This is a genomic window from Agrobacterium tumefaciens (genome assembly GCF_017726655.1).
GTDB classification, from domain to species: domain Bacteria; phylum Pseudomonadota; class Alphaproteobacteria; order Rhizobiales; family Rhizobiaceae; genus Agrobacterium; species Agrobacterium tumefaciens_B.
The window spans coordinates 967928-987298 of the sequence record NZ_CP072309.1 but is presented as its reverse complement, the minus strand read 5'-3'; the positions used below and the strand labels follow the sequence as shown (position 1 = coordinate 987298).

Annotated in this window: 22 protein-coding genes and 1 pseudogene; 15 read left to right on the top strand and 8 right to left on the bottom strand. The window is 56.6% G+C overall.

Going from position 1 to position 19371, the window contains the following annotated elements; translation table 11 throughout:
* Nucleotides 1-9 precede the first annotated feature (9 nt).
* Together AT6N2_RS18780 and AT6N2_RS18775 are read right to left on the bottom strand one after the other, a co-directional pair.
* On the bottom strand, nt 10-912 hold the full coding sequence (locus AT6N2_RS18780) for a LysR family transcriptional regulator (protein ID WP_233282544.1): 903 nt from the start codon (nt 910-912) through the stop codon (nt 10-12).
* Complete coding sequence (locus tag AT6N2_RS18775; RefSeq protein ID WP_144579120.1) at nt 909-1592, bottom strand: TetR/AcrR family transcriptional regulator; 684 nt, start codon at nt 1590-1592, stop codon at nt 909-911. Before AT6N2_RS18775 ends, AT6N2_RS18780 begins: the two co-directional genes overlap by 4 nt.
* 72 nt (nt 1593-1664) lie before the next feature.
* Here AT6N2_RS18775 and AT6N2_RS18770 point away from each other — a divergent pair, with 72 nt between their 5' ends.
* Both AT6N2_RS18770 and AT6N2_RS18765 read left to right on the top strand, forming a co-directional pair.
* Entirely contained in the window at nt 1665-2396 is a 732-nt protein-coding gene (locus AT6N2_RS18770) for an SDR family oxidoreductase (protein WP_144579119.1), read from the top strand.
* Between the two features lie 235 nt (nt 2397-2631).
* Complete coding sequence (locus AT6N2_RS18765; protein ID WP_233282595.1) at nt 2632-3540, top strand: AraC family transcriptional regulator; 909 nt, start codon at nt 2632-2634, stop codon at nt 3538-3540.
* A gap of 3 nt (nt 3541-3543) precedes the next feature.
* Here the strand turns inward: AT6N2_RS18765 and AT6N2_RS18760 are convergent, their stop codons facing one another.
* Nucleotides 3544-4551, bottom strand: coding sequence for a hypothetical protein (locus AT6N2_RS18760; RefSeq protein ID WP_209090717.1), 1008 nt, complete (start codon nt 4549-4551; stop codon nt 3544-3546).
* Between the two features lie 166 nt (nt 4552-4717).
* On the opposite strand from AT6N2_RS18760, the gene AT6N2_RS18755 reads away from it, so the two are divergent.
* From AT6N2_RS18755 to AT6N2_RS18735, 5 genes and pseudogenes are all read left to right on the top strand, one after another.
* Nucleotides 4718-5581 (top strand): alpha/beta fold hydrolase, encoded by an 864-nt coding sequence (locus AT6N2_RS18755; RefSeq protein ID WP_209090716.1) that lies wholly within the window; start codon nt 4718-4720, stop codon nt 5579-5581.
* Between the two features lie 197 nt (nt 5582-5778).
* The gene (locus AT6N2_RS18750) at nt 5779-6177 is read left to right on the top strand and encodes a RidA family protein (RefSeq protein WP_209090715.1); all 399 of its coding nucleotides are present in this window, start codon (nt 5779-5781) and stop codon (nt 6175-6177) included.
* 215 nt (nt 6178-6392) lie between these two features.
* Nucleotides 6393-7142, top strand: coding sequence for an SDR family oxidoreductase (locus tag AT6N2_RS18745; RefSeq protein ID WP_144579114.1), 750 nt, complete (start codon nt 6393-6395; stop codon nt 7140-7142).
* A 53-nt stretch (nt 7143-7195) separates the two neighbouring features.
* Nucleotides 7196-7744 carry a flavin reductase family protein gene (locus AT6N2_RS18740; RefSeq protein ID WP_209090714.1) on the top strand — a complete coding sequence of 183 codons (549 nt, stop codon included), beginning with the start codon at nt 7196-7198 and terminating at the stop codon, nt 7742-7744.
* Nucleotides 7745-7798: 54 nt separating this feature from the next.
* Nucleotides 7799-8531, top strand: a pseudogene (locus tag AT6N2_RS18735) (SDR family oxidoreductase).
* 77 nt (nt 8532-8608) lie between these two features.
* Here AT6N2_RS18735 and AT6N2_RS18730 read toward each other — a convergent pair.
* A complete protein-coding gene (locus AT6N2_RS18730; RefSeq protein ID WP_144579111.1) occupies nt 8609-9073 on the bottom strand; it encodes an Rrf2 family transcriptional regulator in 465 nt (154 codons plus the stop codon).
* 109 nt (nt 9074-9182) lie between these two features.
* Here AT6N2_RS18730 and AT6N2_RS18725 point away from each other — a divergent pair, with 109 nt between their 5' ends.
* The 8 genes from AT6N2_RS18725 to AT6N2_RS18690 all read left to right on the top strand — a co-directional run bounded on the left by AT6N2_RS18725 (nt 9183) and on the right by AT6N2_RS18690 (nt 15551).
* A complete protein-coding gene (locus AT6N2_RS18725; protein WP_209090713.1) occupies nt 9183-9860 on the top strand; it encodes a class I SAM-dependent methyltransferase in 678 nt (225 codons plus the stop codon).
* 38 nt (nt 9861-9898) lie between these two features.
* Complete coding sequence (locus AT6N2_RS18720) at nt 9899-10585, top strand: glutathione S-transferase family protein (protein ID WP_209090712.1); 687 nt, start codon at nt 9899-9901, stop codon at nt 10583-10585.
* A 359-nt stretch (nt 10586-10944) separates the two neighbouring features.
* The gene (locus AT6N2_RS18715) at nt 10945-11367 is read left to right on the top strand and encodes an acetyl-CoA carboxylase biotin carboxyl carrier protein (RefSeq protein ID WP_233282543.1); all 423 of its coding nucleotides are present in this window, start codon (nt 10945-10947) and stop codon (nt 11365-11367) included.
* Nucleotides 11318-12718, top strand: coding sequence for an acetyl-CoA carboxylase biotin carboxylase subunit (accC, locus tag AT6N2_RS18710; RefSeq protein WP_233282542.1), 1401 nt, complete (start codon nt 11318-11320; stop codon nt 12716-12718). Before AT6N2_RS18715 ends, accC begins: the two co-directional genes overlap by 50 nt.
* Nucleotides 12715-13392: a 5-oxoprolinase subunit PxpB gene (gene pxpB, locus AT6N2_RS18705; protein WP_233282541.1), complete on the top strand. Its 678-nt coding sequence runs from the start codon at nt 12715-12717 to the stop codon at nt 13390-13392. Before accC ends, pxpB begins: the two co-directional genes overlap by 4 nt.
* Entirely contained in the window at nt 13389-14381 is a 993-nt protein-coding gene (locus tag AT6N2_RS18700) for a biotin-dependent carboxyltransferase family protein (RefSeq protein ID WP_209090711.1), read from the top strand. The genes pxpB and AT6N2_RS18700 overlap by 4 nt, the downstream gene beginning before the upstream one ends.
* A complete protein-coding gene (locus AT6N2_RS18695; protein WP_209090710.1) occupies nt 14378-14779 on the top strand; it encodes a hypothetical protein in 402 nt (133 codons plus the stop codon). Before AT6N2_RS18700 ends, AT6N2_RS18695 begins: the two co-directional genes overlap by 4 nt.
* A gap of 13 nt (nt 14780-14792) precedes the next feature.
* Nucleotides 14793-15551 carry a LamB/YcsF family protein gene (locus AT6N2_RS18690; protein ID WP_209090708.1) on the top strand — a complete coding sequence of 253 codons (759 nt, stop codon included), beginning with the start codon at nt 14793-14795 and terminating at the stop codon, nt 15549-15551.
* A gap of 72 nt (nt 15552-15623) precedes the next feature.
* On the opposite strand, the gene AT6N2_RS18685 is transcribed toward AT6N2_RS18690, so the two are convergent.
* The 4 genes from AT6N2_RS18685 to AT6N2_RS18670 form a co-directional block, all read right to left on the bottom strand.
* Entirely contained in the window at nt 15624-16922 is a 1299-nt protein-coding gene (locus AT6N2_RS18685) for a TRAP transporter large permease (protein WP_209090707.1), read from the bottom strand.
* Nucleotides 16923-16970: 48 nt separating this feature from the next.
* Entirely contained in the window at nt 16971-17483 is a 513-nt protein-coding gene (locus AT6N2_RS18680) for a TRAP transporter small permease subunit (protein ID WP_209090706.1), read from the bottom strand.
* 72 nt (nt 17484-17555) lie between these two features.
* On the bottom strand, nt 17556-18536 hold the full coding sequence (locus tag AT6N2_RS18675) for a TRAP transporter substrate-binding protein (protein WP_209090705.1): 981 nt from the start codon (nt 18534-18536) through the stop codon (nt 17556-17558).
* 180 nt (nt 18537-18716) lie between these two features.
* Nucleotides 18717-19358, bottom strand: coding sequence for an RraA family protein (locus tag AT6N2_RS18670; RefSeq protein WP_209090704.1), 642 nt, complete (start codon nt 19356-19358; stop codon nt 18717-18719).
* Between the last annotated feature and the right edge of the window lie 13 nt (nt 19359-19371).

Sequence of the window (19371 nt, the reverse complement as noted above, 5' to 3'; positions counted from 1 at the left end):
ATAGACTGCTCAGGTTAGCCGCAGCACGTTTTCGAGGTTCTCACTCAGATAGTCGATGAAGGACCGGACCTTGAGAGGCTGGACGCGTGCACCGGCCCTGACGGCATACAATATGGCACTGGGTCCGGACCATTCAGGGAGAATACGGACGACGTCGCCGGTTTCCACCGCTTGATGGGCGAGGTGGGGATTGGTGAGCTGTATGCCCTGTCCTCGGATCAGAAATTCGAACAAGGCCTCCGGGTCTGTTGCGACAACCGCCGGGTTGATCGGGAAATCCATTACCTCACTCTGCCTTGTCAAAGGCCATGAGTGCTGAGGCTTCCCGTAAAACAATTGCGTCACCAGGCAGGCATGGTCTTTCAGCTGCGACGGATGTTGTGGGACTCCGTGCTGCTCAAGGTATTGCCTCGACGCGTAAAGGCCTGTCTGAACGTTGGCCAAGCGACGGGCGGCGAGGTTGGAATCGGGCATGGGGCCGTTCCACAAGCGGCAGGCGACATCGATATCCTCCTGCACGATGTTCTTGACGTCGTGGTCGAGAAGCAGTTGCAGTTTGACCTCTGGATAGGCTTCTCGAAACCCGACCATGAGCGGGGCGAGGGCCTTGGTGACTAGCCAGTGCGGCGCCGTCACCCTCAACCACCCAGAGGGTTTGCCATGCACCTGCTCGACCGCGCTCTCCGCGTCACCGATAAGCCGCGCGAGATCGCGACAACGATCAAAATAGATCGATCCCGCCTCCGTCAGACGTATGTTGCGGGTGGTTCTGTGAAGGAGCTTCACCCCCAGCCTCTGCTCCAGGTCCTGCACCTTCTTGCTGATCCGCGCCTTGGATGTTCTGAAGCTCTCCGCTGCAGCGGTGAAGCTTCCCCGCTCGACGACTTCAACGAAGGCTAGCGTGTCGCTCATGTCTCGAAGCATCTATGTCGTTCCTCAGGCGGCCGGATTGTCGCACACACCTCACCGGATGCCATAGCGAGGTAGGCGAGACACATGCGCTTCAACTCATCGCGTATGGAAGTCTGCTCCGAAGGTGGCAGGTTGCGCTCGAAAACATTCCTGACCGTTCCGAAGATGACGGAGAGAAGCGTGAGGTTGACGAGATCGATGTTTTCGTAGCGAGCATCAGGAGCGCTCAGCAGCATCGCCCTCGTCGCTGCATCCATGCGCTTGGCGAAAGCATCAATCAGCGCCTCATTATCCAGTTCTACCGCAGAGCTGTAGAGTGCGCGCGTGACATCGCTACGCTCCGTCTTTGCTTCCCAGTAAGTGGTAATAAGCGCCTCGACCATCTCGTCGGTCGACCGAGCATGGTGTGTACGGCAGGTCATCTCCACGCGCTCCGCCAATTTGTCGAGATAGCGTTCGTTGAGCGCGTAGAGCAAGGACTTCTTGTGGGGAAAGTACTGGTACATCGTACCGACCGAGACGCCGGCGCGCTCTGCCACACGCGTGGTGGTCAGCCGGTGCGTTCCCTCCGTAATCAAAACCTGAATAGTCGCCTCGAAAATAGCGTCGATCGTAGTGGCGGAGCGGGCCTGACGCGGCTGTTTCCGGGCCTTCAGGTGGCGAGGGGGAGGCACATCCATATGCGAATCCAAAATCCGAACTATCCTTCATATATTTACCGTTGCATCCTTCCCAAATGCAAAGGTGAATGAATGACAGATACAAAGAAAATCGCGCTCGTCACAGGCGCTAACAAGGGCATCGGCTTGGAGATCGCAAAGCAATTGGCGGAGGCCGGTGTCACTGTAATCATGGGCGCCCGCAGCTATGCCCGCGGCGACACGGCTGCGAAGGAACTGACCCAGGCCGGATTGGCTGTGGAAGCCATCGAGCTGGATCTTAATCGCGAGGAGACAGTCCGAGTTGCAGCTGCAGCCATCTCGGCCCGCCACGGCAGGCTCGATATTCTTGTCAACAATGCCGGTGTCGTCGACGCTGAGGACGGGCCGCCTTCGGTTGCAACGGTCGGTGCGGCCAGACGGTTGATGGAGACGAACTTTCTCGGGACGCTGGCCGTTACACAGGTCATGTTACCGCTCTTGCACAAGTCGAGCGCTGGCCGGATCGTCAATCTGGCGACGACGCTTGGCTCGCTCACGGTGAATGGTGATCCTACGTCTCCGTACTACGAGGCACGCCTGATTGGCTACAACGCCTCGAAGGCGGCGTTGAATATGCTTACGGTGCAACTGGCCGCTGAGCTCAAGGGGAGCTCCATTGTCGTTAACTCGGTAGCGCCGGGTTATGTCAAAACGGACCTGACTGGAGGTAATGGCTACATGACACCGGAAGAGGGGGCCCGCCTTCCGGTCCAATATGCTTTGCTCGACGACAATGCGGTTTCTGGCCGATTTGTTGCCCCCGAGGGCTCTGTCGGTTGGTAGCGTCACGTTATCCGGGCCGGCCTATGCCGGCCCTTTCCGACATCTCTGTCGCGCAACCGCGAACCACGCCTTTGCCCGGGCATCAATAGCGGGCGTCAGTGAAACGGATTATCGGCGAAGGCACCAAGTCCCAAGGAAACACATGGTAGAGACAGTCGCAACCTCCGATCATCCTGATCCCGGTCCTCTATCGCCAGAGGATGATGGGGATTTTCCGCCGGGCGCAGATGCACCTATGCTGGACCGAACTGTCCCCGATCGCACGTCACCGCGTGGGCTGGAGCAGTTCATAGCAGGCCGAACCTTGTTGAGCGGAGACGGTCTGGCCTGGAGTGATCTGTTCGTACAAGTCTACTCACGCCATCAGAACCAGGAGCCGTTTCTGGTCCCAGCAGTGGCCGAGCCGCTCGTGGTCTGGGTTATGTCGGGTGAGGCCATCGTCGAAGAGCGAGATCTCGATGGAGAGTGGCAGACTGCCCGTGTTAACGTTGGCGATTTCTTTTTGACCCGAGCAGACCGGCCTTATGAGATGCGATGGCGCGCTCTCGGATCTGATCCGTTTCAGGTGATGCACCTCTACATTTCTGTCCCTCTGTTCGAGCGGGTGGCAGGCGATGTTCTTGGCTGCGACACTCCTCCACGATTGCGCGATGTGTCGGGAGGTCAGGATCCACGGCTGACACATTTCCTGGCTCTCATTCACCACGAGCTCACGGCGCAAGGTAGGGGGAGCCAGCTGTATGTCGAAGGGCTAGCCCAAAGTCTTGCTGTTCATCTAATACGAAACTACGCCTCAAACGGCGGCGATGATGATCGGCAAACCGCATTGCCAGGCTACAAGCTGAGAAGGGCGATCGCTCATCTGGAAGAACACTTGGCTGAACCGTTCAATCTGGCGGAGCTTGCGGAAAAGGCCGGGATGAGCCCTTTCCACTTCAGCCGATTGTTCAAGAAAGCGACAGGGCTGTCACCTTCTCGCTACTTCATCCGTCAACGGATGGCGCGCGCTCAGCAACTTCTACAAGAGACAGATCTCAGCATCATCCGAGTAGGCATTGCTGTTGGATACACCAGCCCGAGCCATTTTTCGCAAGTCTTCAGACGGGAGACGGGACTGCTGCCCAGCCACTATCGCAAGACGTGAATACTATGTGCCGCAGATCCAGGCTGTTGTCTCGATGTTCTCACACATCAAGTTTTCTGGTGGTATCAGAACACGCGTTTGTTTATCCCATCGCCAAGAGGTGTGTCCCATCAATCGGGTGCCGCCCCACCAGCGATCAACGCCCTGCGTCTCGACGAAATCAATCGCGCCCGCGATGATCTTGTGCCCGTCAGCCGTCAATCCAAGGTAGCTTCCGACATACGTGTCCCAAGCGTCGACATCATCAAAAAAGTCTGTCGCCCTCAAGCGTCCAGACAGCCCGGCAATGAGTGGCGAAACGCCTGACGCAAGTGTTGTAATGAGGTCAACGACCAAAGGCAAACTAAGCAGATGCAACGGGTCGCTGGCAAAGGCCCTAGCAACCTGGCCGACGGTACATCCTTCATCGGCGACAGTCATCAGTACCAGGCGCTCGGACGAGCCAAGGCCCGTCTCGGCGCTCGGCAGATCATCAAGAAGCGCTTCTCTTGTCTGGGTCATGAAGGGAAAATGGGACAGCTCGTCTAAACTAAGGCCAAGCCATGCATGGGGCGTGGAAGCTGAGTAGGCCGACCATATTGCGGCGGCGGCGGTCAGATGCTGATTTTCAACCGATATCGGCGCCACCACCGAACTGCTTTGCGTCTGAGGGAGCTGTTGTCCCCACGGTGTTATGCCCTGGAAGATCAACAGATTCGTGTGGCCGACTTCCGCGGCAAGGGCATGGCTCAATAGATAGACCATCAGCAGTTGGCTGTTGGGGTCAGGATCTATGTACAGCTCCACCTGATCGGCGTCACGCCAATTCTGCAAGATCTGTTCCACCGCCGGGTGGATAGAGGGAAGGGCCTGTTGTTTGTCGCTGTCGCCGAGATCCACTTCAATGACAGGAGACCTGATGAAGCTGCTGCGCACAGGTATGATTTGTGACCTCGCTGGAATAGATACCTGGCTCGCCTTCAGATAGCCGGCGGCTGCCTCGTTGCAGGTCACGCACAATCGATTTCGCATGGAAGAACCTCAATATTTGTCATGAGCACAGGAGCAAGTGCCGCTGTAGTCTCACTGGCTCAGGTGCAATCTTGACGCCATTCGACACGAGCGCGTCGGCGTCTTCGGGCCGAAAGGTGTTGCGGTGGCATCGTTGTCGCCGGCCTCGAGAGGAGTGGAGATACAAATGGGGAATGATCTGATCAACCAGCAGGTTCTCGTCAACAGCCATCGCATTGCCGCCGGCACCCATGGCAACGGAGAACCCGTGGTTCTGCTCCATGGAACCCCGTCCTCATCGCTCATCTGGAGGAATGTCACGCCACACCTCATCAAAGCCGGGTGCAAGATCCACGTGTTCGATCTCCTAGGCTTCGGTCTTTCCGAACGCCCGCAGGCAGGAAATGTGGACACGTCCATGTCTGGGCAAGTGCCTATTCTCGAAAAGATGCTGGAGCACTGGGGCCTCGAACGTTTTCATCTGGTGGCGCACGATATTGGCGGGGGAATAGCGCAAAGGTTTGGCGTTTTTAGTCCATATCGATTGAAGTCCCTAACGATGATCGACGTCGTGAGCTTCGACAGCTATCCCTCAAGGCGGACCAAGCAGCAAATGGAAAAGGGGCTCGAGGCGCTGATGAAAGCGCCCGACGCCGCCCATCGGGCGCATTTCCGGGATTGGCTGCTCAGCGCTGTGTACGACAAGCATAGGTTCGAAGAAGGTCCTCTTGAGACGTATCTTGATTACATTTCTGGTCCGATCGGGCAGCCGAGCCTGTTTGAGCACCAGGTAAAGCACTACGACCCTGTCCATACATTGGAGGTTGCTGACAGGCTTGGTGAGTTGAAAGACCTCCCTGTGCAACTCATCTGGGGCGCCAATGACGAGTGGCAGGTCCCAGAGTGGGGGCGAAAGCTCCGTGATGAAATCCCTGGGTCAGCCCTGACCATCTTGGAAAATTGCGGTCACTTCTCGCCGGAGGACCAGCCGGAGAAAATTGCGGAACTGGTTTCGCAGTTTATACGGCCTGCTTCAGCAACGTTCTCGTAAGTCGTCGTAGCGCTGCCGGCCGCAGATCTCTTCTCTAGGCTCAGGCGGCTAACTCGCTGGCTGGGCGCTTCTCCGTCGAATTCAGCAAAAGCGCAACACACGAAGCAAGATCGCGCGAGACGATCCACCATCAGCTCCTAGCTTCTTCTCTTTCAATGACGGCGGTCTACGGACCGCCGAGTAAAGGAGCAGAGAAAATGAATTCACGTACCGCCATCTTTCCAACGGATCGTCACGCCCTCTACCAAGCGCACGGCTACTCGGCAGCAATAGCCTCCGGCGGCCTTCTATTCGTTTCCGGCCAGGTCGGAAGCCGGTCCGACGGATCACCAGAGCCCGACTTCGCGGCGCAGGTCCGACTGGCCTTCGCGAACCTTGAAGCGACCCTGTCGGCTGGAGGTTGCAGCTTTGACGATGTTGTCGACGTGACGACCTTCCACACGGATCCCGAAAACCAATTCGGCGTCATCATGGCGGTGAAAAACGAGGTATTTCCGGAACCACCTTATCCAAGCTGGACTGCGATCGGTGTCACCTGGCTCGCCGGGTTTGACTTCGAGATCAAGGTTATCGCTCGTATACCGAGCAACCGCTGATATTCATCGCGCTCTGCCACGACGTTGCTGGGAGCAAATCTAAGGCTCCTGCCTTGCACATTTGCGTCACACGCATGCGGATCGCGACTTTTGCGCAAGATCCCGACATGCGGCGCAAGACCCCGAAAGAAGCTCATCCAGTCGAGCCTAAATCTCACATCGTCAACGCGACAAACCGTCTTCAAGGCGGCTTCCCCAGATTAGGAGTGACGACAATGACGAACCTGAACGAAAAAATCGCCCTCGTGACCGGCGCCTCCAGCGGTATTGGCGCCGCAACCGCTCTCAAGCTTGCCGAGGCCGGAGCGAGAGTTGGCATTGCCGCCCGCCGCACCGAAAAGCTATATGAACTCAGGACAAAGATCGAGGCTGTGGGTGGCGAAGCCATAGTACTCGAGATGGACGTGGTTGACCCCACCTCCGTCGAAGCTAGCGTCAAGACGCTTGTCAATACCTATGGTGCGATCGACATCCTCGTCAACAATGCCGGCCTGATGCCGCTCTCCGATATTGATCAGTTCAAGGTTGATGAGTGGCACCGGATGGTGGATGTGAACGTGAAGGGCCTGTTCAATACGACGGCCGCCGTCCTGCCGCAGATGATCAAGCAGCATTCGGGCCATGTTTTCAACATGTCCTCGATTGCCGGCCGCAAGGTCTTCAAGGGTCTGTCGGTCTATTGCGCCACCAAACATGCCGTTGCCGCCTTTTCGGATGGCCTGCGCATGGAGGTGGGCCCGAAGCACAACATCCGGGTCACCTGCATCCAGCCGGGTGCTGTCGCCACAGAGCTTTACGATCACATCACCGATCCCGGCTACCGCCAGCAGATGGACGACCTTGCCGGCCAGATGACCTTCCTAAAGGGCGAGGACATCGGCGACACGGTCGTCTTTGCCGCACAGGCACCGGCGCATGTTGATGTGGCCGAACTCTTCGTCCTGCCCGTGGAACAGGGCTGGTAAGGCGCCGCCCTTTCGGCCCCTGCCGCTGCGCAGGGGCCTCAATGGAGATCCAGATGAAGGAACTACCCGCATCGCAGGCATACCGTCTGCTTGAACCTGGCCCGATCGTGTTGGTGTCGACCTACGACAACGGCAAGCCCAATGTCTTGACAATGGGCTTCCACATGATGATCCAGCACGATCCGCCGCTCATTGGCTGTGTGATCGGCCCCTGGGATCATAGCTATCACGCGCTTCGCAAGACCGGTGAATGCGTGATTGCCGTGCCAGGCCTCGATCTGGCCGAAACCGTTGTCGATGTCGGAAACTGTTCCGGCGCGGATTTCGACAAGTTTGAGCGGTTTGGCCTGAGGACCAGGCCCGCGGAGCAGGTCTCGGCTCCCCTTCTCGCGGATTGCTTGGCCAACATCGAATGTGTCGTCATCGATGACAGGCTGCGCGACCCCTACAACCTCTTCATCCTCGAGGCGAAGAGGATCTGGCTCAATGAAAGCCGCACGGAACGGCGAACCCTGCACCATCGCGGGGATGGGACCTTCACCGTCGACAACGGCACGCTCGACCTGAAGCACCGCATGGTCAAGTGGCGTCACCTGCCGTGAGCACCATGCGCAGGCCGTTGCCCCATTTGAAACCACCAAGGAAGGAATACTCAGATGACGAACATCGAAAACAAGATCATCCTGATTACCGGAGCGAGCAGCGGGATCGGCGAAGCGACCGCGCGGGCACTTGCCGGCGCCGGCGCCACGGTCGTGCTTGGTGCGCGGCGAACGGATCGGCTGGAAGAGCTTGCCGGCGAATTGAATGCCGCCGGCGGCAAGGCGATCTATAGAAGCCTTGACGTGACGTCCCGTGACAGCGTCCAGTCCTTTGCGGATGCGGCTGTCCGGGAGTTCGGTCGGATTGATGTGATCATCAACAATGCTGGCATCATGCCGCTGTCACCCATGGCGTCCCTGAGGGTGGACGAGTGGGACCTTATGATCGACGTCAACATTAAGGGCGTCCTGCATGGCATTGCAGCGGTTCTGCCAGTGATGAACAGGCAGGGATCCGGTCAGATTATCAATATCTCGTCGATCGGCGGCCTTGCCGTCTCGCCGACGGCCGCCGTTTTACTGCGCAGCCAAATATGCGGTTCGCGCGATCTCGGACGGGCTGCGCCAAGAGAACGACAAGCTCCGCGTCACCTGCATCTATCCGGGTGTGGTGGAATCTGAACTGGCCAACACGATCACCGATCCGGTGGCGGCGCAGGCCATGGAGAGTTATCGCCAGATCGCTTTGAAGCCCGAGGCGATTGCAGCGGCCATCATGCATGTCATAGGCCAGCCTGACGGGGTGGACACGAGCGATATCGTCGTTCGACCTACGGCGGGTGACTGAAACCCGGCACTTCATCCGGCGCTGCTGCGGTTCTGCGGCAGCGCCCGCGTTGCGACGCCATGCCTATGGGGGTCAACTCAGTCCCCACGCGGCGTGGCGGGTAAGGCACTGCGGCAAGTCTGCATTGATGCCTTTGCCTGCGACGGCATCAGTTGATCCAACGTCACCTGGCCAAATCGCTGCAACAGCAGGCTTTCCGCCTGCCGCATCGTCTCCGCCAGGGTTGAGTTGACGCCCTCTTCAATCCTGCATCCCGGATGCCTGCCGCGTGAGCCAATAGCAAACAGTGTCGGCCGCTCCAGCGCTTCATAGACGGCTAGAAGCGTGATTTCCTCAAGGGGTCGCGCAAGTTGCCAGCCCCCGCCGTGGCCCTTGCCCGAGATGACGTGGCCCGCGCGACGCAACCCCGCCATTGTCCTACGGAATACGGCTGGGTTGGTACCCATGCTTCGTGCCAGAACCTCCGATGTCAGGCACTCCTTCACTTGCGCCATGTGCAAGAGCACATGCAACACATCAGATAGTCTCGTATCCTTGTTCATCGGCCGCCCCACTCGTGCGAGCATCATCCTGGCGAATCATGTAGCATCACTTGATACAAGAAGCGAAAGCGTATTATGTATCTTCGACTGATACATAAAGAGGTTCGTCATGAACGGCAATCCCAATCCATTCCAGAATCTGGCGGCCGTCAGCGACTATGTCCTTGAGACGCCGCGCAAGGTGCCAGGGCTTGCAGACCTCCACAAAATGGCAGCGCTGCTTCTTGCCGAACAGGCGCCGGGTGCTGCCGACATACTCGTCGTGGGTGCCGGCGGCGGCCTGGAAATCAGGGCTATGGCGGAGATGCGGCCGGACTGGCGATTTAATGGCGTCGATCCCTCGCCTGCCATGCTGGACATCGCCCGCCAAACGACGTCATTTTGCGCCGAGCGAACGCAACTTAATCATGGAACGGCGATCGATGCACCAGCCGGTCCTTTCGATGGCGCGGTTTGCCTCCTGACACTGCATTTCCTCGATTGGCACGAGCGGCTGGAGACTCTACAGGAGATCTGCAGGCGTCTGAAGCCGGGCGGCGTTTTCGTTGCCGCCCATCACACTGAGATCGAAGGACAAGCGCAAATTTGGTTGGCGAGATCTGCGGCATTTGCCGCGGGTCCGACCTCGGCGCCTGGACAGGCAGCAGCCTCGGCCAAGGCGATGGCCGAGCGGTTGCCGCTGCTTTCGCAGGACCGGGAAGAAGCGTGCTTTCGCGAAGCCGGCTTCCAGCAACCAAGCCTGTTCTACGCCGCTTTTTCGTTCCGCGGCTGGGTCATGACCGCCTGACGCTGCGCACAACGCCCTGTCGATAAGGAGGGATCAGCTTGATTGAAATTTTCAATTTCGCCTTTGGGCCTTATCCGCAAAGGGTGAATATCTACCTGGCAGAAAAGCAGCCTGAGAGCGTCGCGGTGACATTGTATGCGGAGCCAAATGAGCGTGAGCAGACGCCGACGCCTGAAATCAGGGCTCTCACTCCCACGGGATCTCTCCCCATCCTCAGGGACGCCGATGGTACCTTAGTTGCCCAGTCGCTTGCGATCCTCGAATATCTTGAGGATCGGATCCCGGTCCCCGATATGCGAGGGAAGACACCAGCGGAACGGGCCAAGGTTCGCCAAATCGTTCATGTTGTCGATCAGGCCCTTACCTTTTTCGGCCTCTGGGCGCGCCACGGCAGTGCGCTCGGACAAGGCGTGGTGCGATCAAGCCGCGAAGTCGCGGACATCTGCTCCGACCGGTATTTCGGGCAGCTGCGGCTCATCGAAAGGTTGATGAGCGAAGACCCCTTCATTGCCGGTGAGCACGTCACGCTGGCTGACTGCGTGGCGATGGCGACGCTGCAGTATACGAGCGATTTCTATGCCGTTCCGATCCCGCCCGGGTGCGTTAAGCTCCAGATGTGGTTCGATAGGTTCAGCCAGCGGCCCAGCGCCAAGCGGCCACCCTATCCCGAGCAACTGCAGTGCAAGGCAGTGGGTCTGATGGGGCAGACGGGAGTTTACTTTTAGGCTGAGTCCCTTACTTCCCACGTGCTCAAGTGGTTCAGTCACATGCAAATAGTCGGTTAGGATGACCGGACGCTGGTTCGATTCCGTTCAAGAGCAATGTCGCTTGCACGCCGTTCCTTGAATATGCCGAAACATTGCAATTCAGTTGTCGATCCCCCGACGCGAAAAACAACAACTGGTCAAGTGTGTTGGCCACGAGAATTTGCCGCTGTAGTAGGGTACTCTGAGATCCGGAAACCTTACGGTACTTAGAAAACAATTCCTTCTTGGAATTGTTTTCCATTAAAAATAATCTCTTTTTGTTATGTTTTCTCCCGCTTAGTTTCCCTTCGATAATGGACGAGGGAACAGATACTGCAATGGCCGAATTGAACGTGGACTATCTCAAACGGTTGATGGACGTGTTTTCCACATCGCCTTTGAACTCTATGACCCTCAAGCATGGTGATTTTGAAATCACCATGCAGCGTCATCGCGAAAACGCGACGCCCATACGGACCGCGGTCTCTACGGCGCACGAGATGCTACATAAGAGCGCATCCACCCTAGAATCGCCTCTATCAGGCATCGTCTATCTGGCACCGTCTCCGGATGCCAAACCCTTCGTTTCCACTGGTCAAAAAGTGTCGCGTGGCGATACAGTGATGCTATGCGAGGCAATGAAAACGATGATGCCAATTGTCGCGACCGAAGACGGCGTTGTCGACACCATTGCTATCATCGATGGAGCCAATGTCGAAGCCGGCGATATTCTTCTTCATTACCTACCGTCGCGGGCGTGAGATCATGCGAACATTGTTCATTGCAAATCGCGGTGAAATCGCCGTCCGGATCGGCAAGGCTGCCCATGCATTGGGCATCAGCACAGTGCAGGCCTGTTCTCAGGCAGATCAAAACGCACAATATGTGGAGAACGCCGATAAGGCAATTTGCATTGGAGCAGCACCGGCGGCCTTGAGCTATCTTGATGCGGATCGCATTGTGCTGGCTGCATTGGCGGCAAATGCAGATGCCATCCATCCCGGCTACGGATTTCTGTCTGAGAATGCCAGCTTCGCCGACAAAGTGACGCAGAGTGGAATGACATTTGTGGGACCATCCGCGAGTGCCATTCACATCATGGGCGACAAGGTCAGGGCACGCGCATTCATGCTGAAAACCGGTGTCCCATGCCTGCCCGGTTCCGAAGGGGCGCTGCCGGAGGATGGCGATGAGTGCCGGAAAATTGCTGCAGAAGTCGGTTATCCGGTCATCGTCAAAGCGGCCGGTGGTGGTGGCGGACGTGGCATGCGCGTTGTATTACGGGAAGATGAGCTGCTCGCATCGATCGAACTGACACGAGCGGAGGCGGCCAAAGCATTTGCCAACCCGTCCGTTTACATAGAACGCTATTTGACGACCCCGCGCCATATCGAAATTCAGGTCGTCATGGACAATTTCGGCAACGGCGTCTGGTTGGGTGAGAGGGACTGCTCGATGCAGCGTCGACACCAGAAAGTACTGGAAGAGGCACCGGCACCTGATGTGTCCAGAGAGCTACTTGCAAATGTTGCAGACCGGTGCCTCAACGCTTGCCGGCAAATGGGTTACTCGGGTGTTGGCACCTTCGAGTTTCTCTATGAAAACGGTGAAATGTTTTTCATCGAAATGAATACGCGCCTGCAGGTGGAACATCCGGTCACCGAAGCCATTACCGACGTCGACATCGTACAGGCTCAATTACGCATTGCTGCTGGTGAAAGGCTGTGGCTTGACCAGGGCGACATCGCATTATCCGGACATTCGATCGAATGCCGGATCAATGCCGAAGATAGTGAAACCGCGTTGCCGTCCCCGGGACGGATCACACGTTTCATCGCACCGTCTGGGCAGGGCATCCGCGTCGATACACACATTACTGATGGCTACGTTGTGCCACCTTTCTACGACTCGATGATCGCAAAGCTTATTGTCCATGCGCCAACACGGCAAGAAGCCATCGACCGTATGCAATGGGCTCTCGATCATCTTGTTATCGAGGGTATAGCAACCAATATCGCCTTGCATCAGTCGCTCCTGGCCGACCCAGCCTTCCATGAAGGCGGCGCCAACATTCATTATCTCGAAAGCCGCAAGAAGAAGAGAACACCATGACGGATGAACTGCATCTGGCAATGCCCTCCGTTACGCTTTCCCTAACACCGATGGGCGAAGCAGCTTGGTTATGCGAAGTGCCTCAAGCCCAGCTTGATATCGGTTTGCAGCAACGTGTCATGGCATTATCTGAAAAGCTCTGCACGCATTCTGCCGTTTGCGAAACCGTTCCCGGAATGAACAATTTACTTGTCATCTTCGATCCGTTTCACCCACAGGCCGCAGATCTTGAAATGCTCATTTGCGAGCAGTGGAACAACTCTGCCCCGAAAGATCACATCGCTAAAGTCATCGACATACCGGTAAGTTATGGCGGCGAGGATCTTGTTGAATGCGCTACCATTACCGGCATGTCACCTGAAGCCTTTGCCCGTTTGCATGCAGCAGGGGAATATACCGTCTTTGCATTGGGTAGCCACCCTGGCTTTGCGTATCTGGGCGGGCTGGATGAACGTCTCTGCATGCCCCGCCGTGCCGTGCCACGTCCAAAGGTAGCAGCAGGTGCTGTCATGATCGGCGGCAGCCAGACTGGCGTACAAGCCTGCGACAACCCGACAGGTTGGAATGTGATCGGAAAAACGGAAATCCGTTTTTTTGACCCTGCAGCCATGCCCCCCACCTTGTTGAGCCCCGGCATGCGGGTACGTTTCGTGTTCAAGGAGATCGCGCTGTGATCGAAATCATTCGCCCCGGCCCTCTCGCTTCTGTTCAGGACCAAGGAAGGCCGGGCTATCGCAATATCGGCGTTGGCGTGTCAGGTGCCATGGACCATCTTGCGAGACGTATCGCCAATCTCATGGTTGGCAATGACGAGGAACTGGCTGTCATCGAAGTCACGCTGGGTGGCATCGAACTTCGCTTTGACGACAATTGTACTTTCGCAGTGACAGGCGCAGACGCCGGTTTCACACTTGATGGCGAAATTTTGCCTGCCTGGTGGTGTGTCACAGCGAAAGCTGGACAAGTTCTTAAAGCCTCTGCCCCTCGTGCAGGCATGCGTAGCTGCATTGCTGTTTCTGGTGGCATTGATGTGCCCGTACTGCTTGGTGCGCGGGCGACAGACCTCAAGGCAGGTTTCGGCGGCCATGCTGGGCGTGGATTGGCGGCCGGAGACAGGCTGGCAGTCGGAGAGCACCGCTCCACACTCGCAAAACCGTTCGGCCTGTCGGCATCGCGGCTGCATCTTGATGCAAGGGCACACAGCGGACTGCAGGGAGAAACCGTTATTCGCATGCTACCCGCCGCGGAATGGAAAAATTTTGGGCCGGCAGCGCACCAACTTTTCCTCTCCACTCTCTGGGAGATAGACCCCGCCAGCAATCGGGTCGGCATTCGCCTTAACGGACCAGAGTTGATACCTGACCACAGCCGTGAACTTTTGTCTCACGGCATCCTGCCGGGCACGATTCAAGTCCCCCCCTCTGGCAAACCGATCGTACAATTGTGTGATGCGAACACGATGGGCGGTTACCCCAAATTGGGCGTCGTCATAACTTCGGATTTGCATCTGCTTGCTCAGGTCCGCTTGGGGGGCACTGTTCGTTTCGAAGTGATCACGCGTGAAGCCGCGCTCAATGCAGTCAACGACCACAAAAAATCCTTCGACCGTATCAAGGCGTTGATCGCTAGTGCACGCGCCGTTTCGGGAGAAACCCGGAAATGACAACGACTTCAGACAACCGTGCAGCATTCGATCCCGAGATGATCTCGCAATTGACGCAGACGGCTGCATCACTCGGCATCAGCAAACTTCACCTGAAGGCTGGTGAAACAGAGATTACACTTGAGGTGCATGTCGCTCAAAAAGGCTCTACGGGGATAAGTACCACTCGCAGTCTCTTGTCCGACATCGTTGGCAATCTTCATTGGGCGCACCCTGACCGGAGCGAAGATGTAGCCACGTCCGTGAAGGCCGGACAAGCATTTGCCTATCTTGAAAGCGGTGGCGTCATCCTGCCACAGTTCGCGCCATGTTCCGGTGTCGTTGTTGAACGGCTTGCAGCGGCAGGTGATCTCGTTGGTTATGGCACACCGCTCGTCACAATCAGGGAGCAGGCGTGAAGGAATGGCGCTTATGAAAACGATCGATCTCAATTCGGATCTTGGCGAGGGATTTGGCCCATATCGCATGGCAGACGATGCGACGCTGCTCGACATCGTCTCATCGGCAAATATCGCCTGTGGCGCCCATGCTGGAGACCCGGTCATCATGGATCGCACAGTGCGTGATGCAATGGCGCGCGGAGTGGCACTTGGTGGGCATGTCGGTTATCCCGACAGGCAGGGTTTTGGTCGCCGTGCCATGAGCATGACGCTGAAAGAGCTGGAACTGATGACAATCGCACAATTGGGCGCACTGTCGGCAATCGCAGTGCATGCAGGCGGTCGTCTTACCCATGCGAATTTTCACGGCGCGCTTGGAAATCTGTCTTTTGTCGACGAGGACGTTGCCCGCACGCTTATCGGGGCCCTGAAAGGCTTTGATCCCGATCTTCATTTTATTGGGCTGCCACATACCGCTGCTTTCCGCCAAGCCGAGATTCACAATGTTCAAACTGTAGGGTCTTTCCTGGCTGACCGTGGGTACAAGCCAGATGGCACGTTGATGGCCCGAGGCATGGCAGGTGCGGTCATCCATGACGGTGATACTATCAAGCAGCGGGTTGCTCGCGTTTTGCAGGAAGGGGTCGTTGAGGCTGTAGACGGCACTGTCATTGCCATGCCCGCCCGTTCCATCCTCATTCACAGTGACACGGAAGGGGCCGTTGAACTGGCGAAGGTCATTCGCCAGGCCGTGCTCGACGCAGGTTTTGTGATCAGCTATTTCCGCTGAGAGTGTTCAGCTCAAACTAAAAAGGCCGCCCCCAATATCTGGAGGCGGCCTTTTTTCTTATGGTTCCTCAACTTAATTGGTCAGGTTCGGCAGCCAGTTTACGATGTCGGGGAAACACGCCAGCAAGAATACCATCGCGATCATGATCAGAAAGAATGGCAACACTGCGCGAGCAATGGTCGACATGTTTTCACTGGTGAGGTTCTGAACAACAAACAGGTTCATGCCCACAGGGGGTGTAATTTGCGCCATTTCAACAGCAATCACCAGGAAGATGCCAAACCACACCTTGTCAAAACCAGCTGCGGTGACGAGCGGCAGGGCAATCGGCAAGGTCATGACAATCAGTGACATGCCTTCTAGAAAACAACCCAGGACGATGTAAATCATCAACAGCAATGCAATCAGGCCGAGGGGCGAAAGGTTGAGCGACTGGATCTGACTTGCGATGGCCTGAGGAAGCCCAAGAAAACCCATGGCAGTGGACAGAAAGCCTGCCGCAGCAATGATCAAACCGAGCATGCTTGCGACCCGCGCGGTTCCCATACAGGAATCAATGATAGCACGGAGCGTCAATGTTCGCTCGGCAACCATGATCAGCATGGTCGTCGCCACGGCCAGCGCAGCAGCTTCAGAAGGGCTTGCCAGTCCGCCATACATCGAACCAAGCAAAACTCCCATGAGGACCGCGAACGGTGTCAATGATCTCAAGCCATAGAACCGCTCTTTCCAGAGGCTGGCCTTGTCCTGCAACGGCCCACGAGGCGTGTCTTTGTAGATCAGGGAGCGTATCGCCAGCCACGCCATGAACATCAGGCAGAGCAGCAAGCCAGGAACAATGCCCGCGGCAAAGAGCTTCAGCACCGAAGTTTGCGAGAGAACACCATATATGATCATGATCACGCTTGGCGGGATGAGGAACCCGAGCGTGCCGGCGCCGGCAAGAGATCCCATGGCGGCGCGTTTGTCATATCCGCGACGAGTCAACTCGGTGTAGGTGATTTTTCCAACAGCGCTGGTCGTCGCGGCAGATGAACCTGAAATCAATGCAAAAAATGTGCAGCCAAGAACATTGGTGTGCAGTAGCCCGCCGGGCATATTTCGCACCCAGGGTTCGATTGCCCGGAAAAGACCATCGACGAATCTCGAGCGGAACAGGAGTTCAGCCATCAGGATGAACAGCGGAAGCGCCACAAGTTCCGGCGAAGCAAGGCCGTTCCAGACAGACTGGCTCAGTACCTTGTCGATCGGGATAGAGCGGAACAGTGCAAGGCTCGAAATACCGATCCCCATAAGGCCAAGACCAACCCAGGCACCAGAGCCAAGAATAAGGAAGAGAAGTACGATCGGGGCAATAACTGTCAATGGCATAGTGAACCCCTGGCGGTCGCACGTGATGTGATGTTGCTCATGGTCAAGTCACTCCACGGAAGGGCCGGAGCTTCCGGCAAGTTCAAGAGGCGATCCGACAATGTGATGGATGATGCGCAGGACGAGTTGCAGCGTCAGCAGTGCCGCGCCAAACGCCATGACGGCTGCTGGATAAACGAGCGGGACATTGTTGATCGTGCCGGAACTGCGCCCGCTCGCGCCGTAAGAAATGGCAAGTCGAATGAGCGCGAAACTTAAAACGGACGAAATCGCCAGACCCACGAATGTGGACGTCCAGACAAAAAGCCTTGGTGCGACCGCCTTGAGCAGCGTCACCTGAATGTGACCGCCGGTGCGCAACGTATACGCAAGTCCTAGAAAGATGGCCGCCATGTGAATGTAGGCTGCGTATTCCCAAACAAATGGCAGACTGATCCCGGCTGTGTTTCTCAGGATAATCTCGGCAAGCTGCATGATTGCAATCAGCATGATCAGGCCGCCAGCCAGATTGGCCAGCCACCGTGAAATGGCGTCGACAGAGCTATATATGGTTTGCCACATGGCCTTTGTTCCCCTTGCAAGGCACACAAGAGTGCCTCGCATTATGTCCGGTACGGATCGGTTGATGCCCGATTAGCGGGACTGGAAGGCCTTGACGAGCCCTTCTGCCTTTTCACCCATGCCCTTCAGGGCAGCGTCGCGAAGTGGGGCTGCGAGCTCTTTGAGCTTGGCGCGTGTTTCAGCAGAAAGATCCCGTGTTTCGATCCCGTGTTCTTTCAGCTTTTCGATGTTGGCTGCGTCGGCGTCGGCAGCCGATTGCCAGAACTGGTCCTGCAAGCCTGTCGCTGCATCTTCAATTGCCTTGCGCTCGGTTTCGGAAAGTGCGTTCCAGCTGTCTAGGTTAACCGTAACGGCGTTGGTGTTCCATGTCTGGCGGGTGGTGTAACCGTATTTCAGAAACTCCCAGAAGGAGCCATCCACAGCCGAAGGTGACGATGTCGCTACTGCATCGATCACGCCAGCAGCAAGCGATGGAATAACTTCACCCCATGGCAACTGAACAGGCATCATCTTTGCCGCATGGAAAATCTCTGTCGACGATTTGTCGTAGGAGCGGATTTTCAAACCACCGAAATCTTCAACCGAGTTGATTTCCTTCTTCAGGTAGACCTGCTGTTGCGGCCAAGGAATGGTATAGAGAAGCTTCTGATTGTTTTGCGCGAAAACTTCATCAAGAACAGGACGATACATCTTGTCGAAAGCCTTCAACTCGTCGAAGCTATCGATGAGATAGGGCAGGGACTGAATACCGAAAAGGGCGTTCTCACCGACCTGCTGGTTGAGCAGCATGTCACCGACAGGAACAAGACCATCACGTACCGCTGAAACCATTTCCGGGCCCTTGAAGCCGAGCGAGCCGGATGGATGCAAGGTGATCACGACTTCGCCATTGGTATCGGCTTTTACCTTGTCAGCAAAAATCTGCGCGTTCTTGACGATATAGTTGTCCGCAGGCCATGCCAGAGGGAGGTCCCAGTTTGTGGCGGCCGTTGCGGCGGATGTGCCAGCTGCGAGGACCATGCCGGCAAGCAGCGTCGCGTTGCAGAATTTCATGTCATTTCCCTTCTGGTTAATTTTATGACCTTACATGCAGGCGCGTTGCGAGCAGTTTCTTAAGAAAAGCCGAAAATACGAGCCCGAAAAAACGATATATTCTGATGTCAGTTCATTCCTTTTTGGAATTCATTCAGACGCTGGAAGCCGCCAGCCGCTTTGGCGGGCGGCCTCGCCTTGTCATTTCTTGGTGGCATAGGCACCAGTATAGGTACCGTCTTCGATCGTTCGAAGGATGTCAGCCTCTTTCAATTCCTGTGCGCGAACTGCGTCAAGCAACTCAGCCGCGCGCTCTGGTCTGAACGCCACCACGCCATCCAGGTCACCGACGATGATATCGCCGGGATAAACAACCATGCCGCCAATCGAAACCGGAACATTGAGTTCGCCTGGGCCATTCTTGTAGGGACCACGGTGAATTGCAGACCGGGCAAACACAGGAAAACTGTCTTTTCCAATCGCGTCGACATCGCGGATTGCGCCATCGAGGACAAAGCCAGCCGCGCCACGCTTGCGGGCAATGGCACTCATGATTTCACCGATAAGTGCACGGCTGACGTCACCATCACCGTCGACAACGAGAACGTCGCCAGGCTGGATGAGGTCGAGTGCTTCGTGAATGACCTTGTTGTCACCCGAGCGCGTCTTGATGGTAAACGCAGTACCAGCCATCGGCGTACCATTATGAAATGGTCTCAAGCCAATTGCGCCGGGTTGTCGTTCAAGATTATCGCTGATGTTGGCAGTTGCAAGCTTGCGGAATGCCTCGATAAGCTCCGGCTTGACCTGTGCAGGAAGTGGATTTTCGCGCGGGTTGGACATGTTGATCACATTC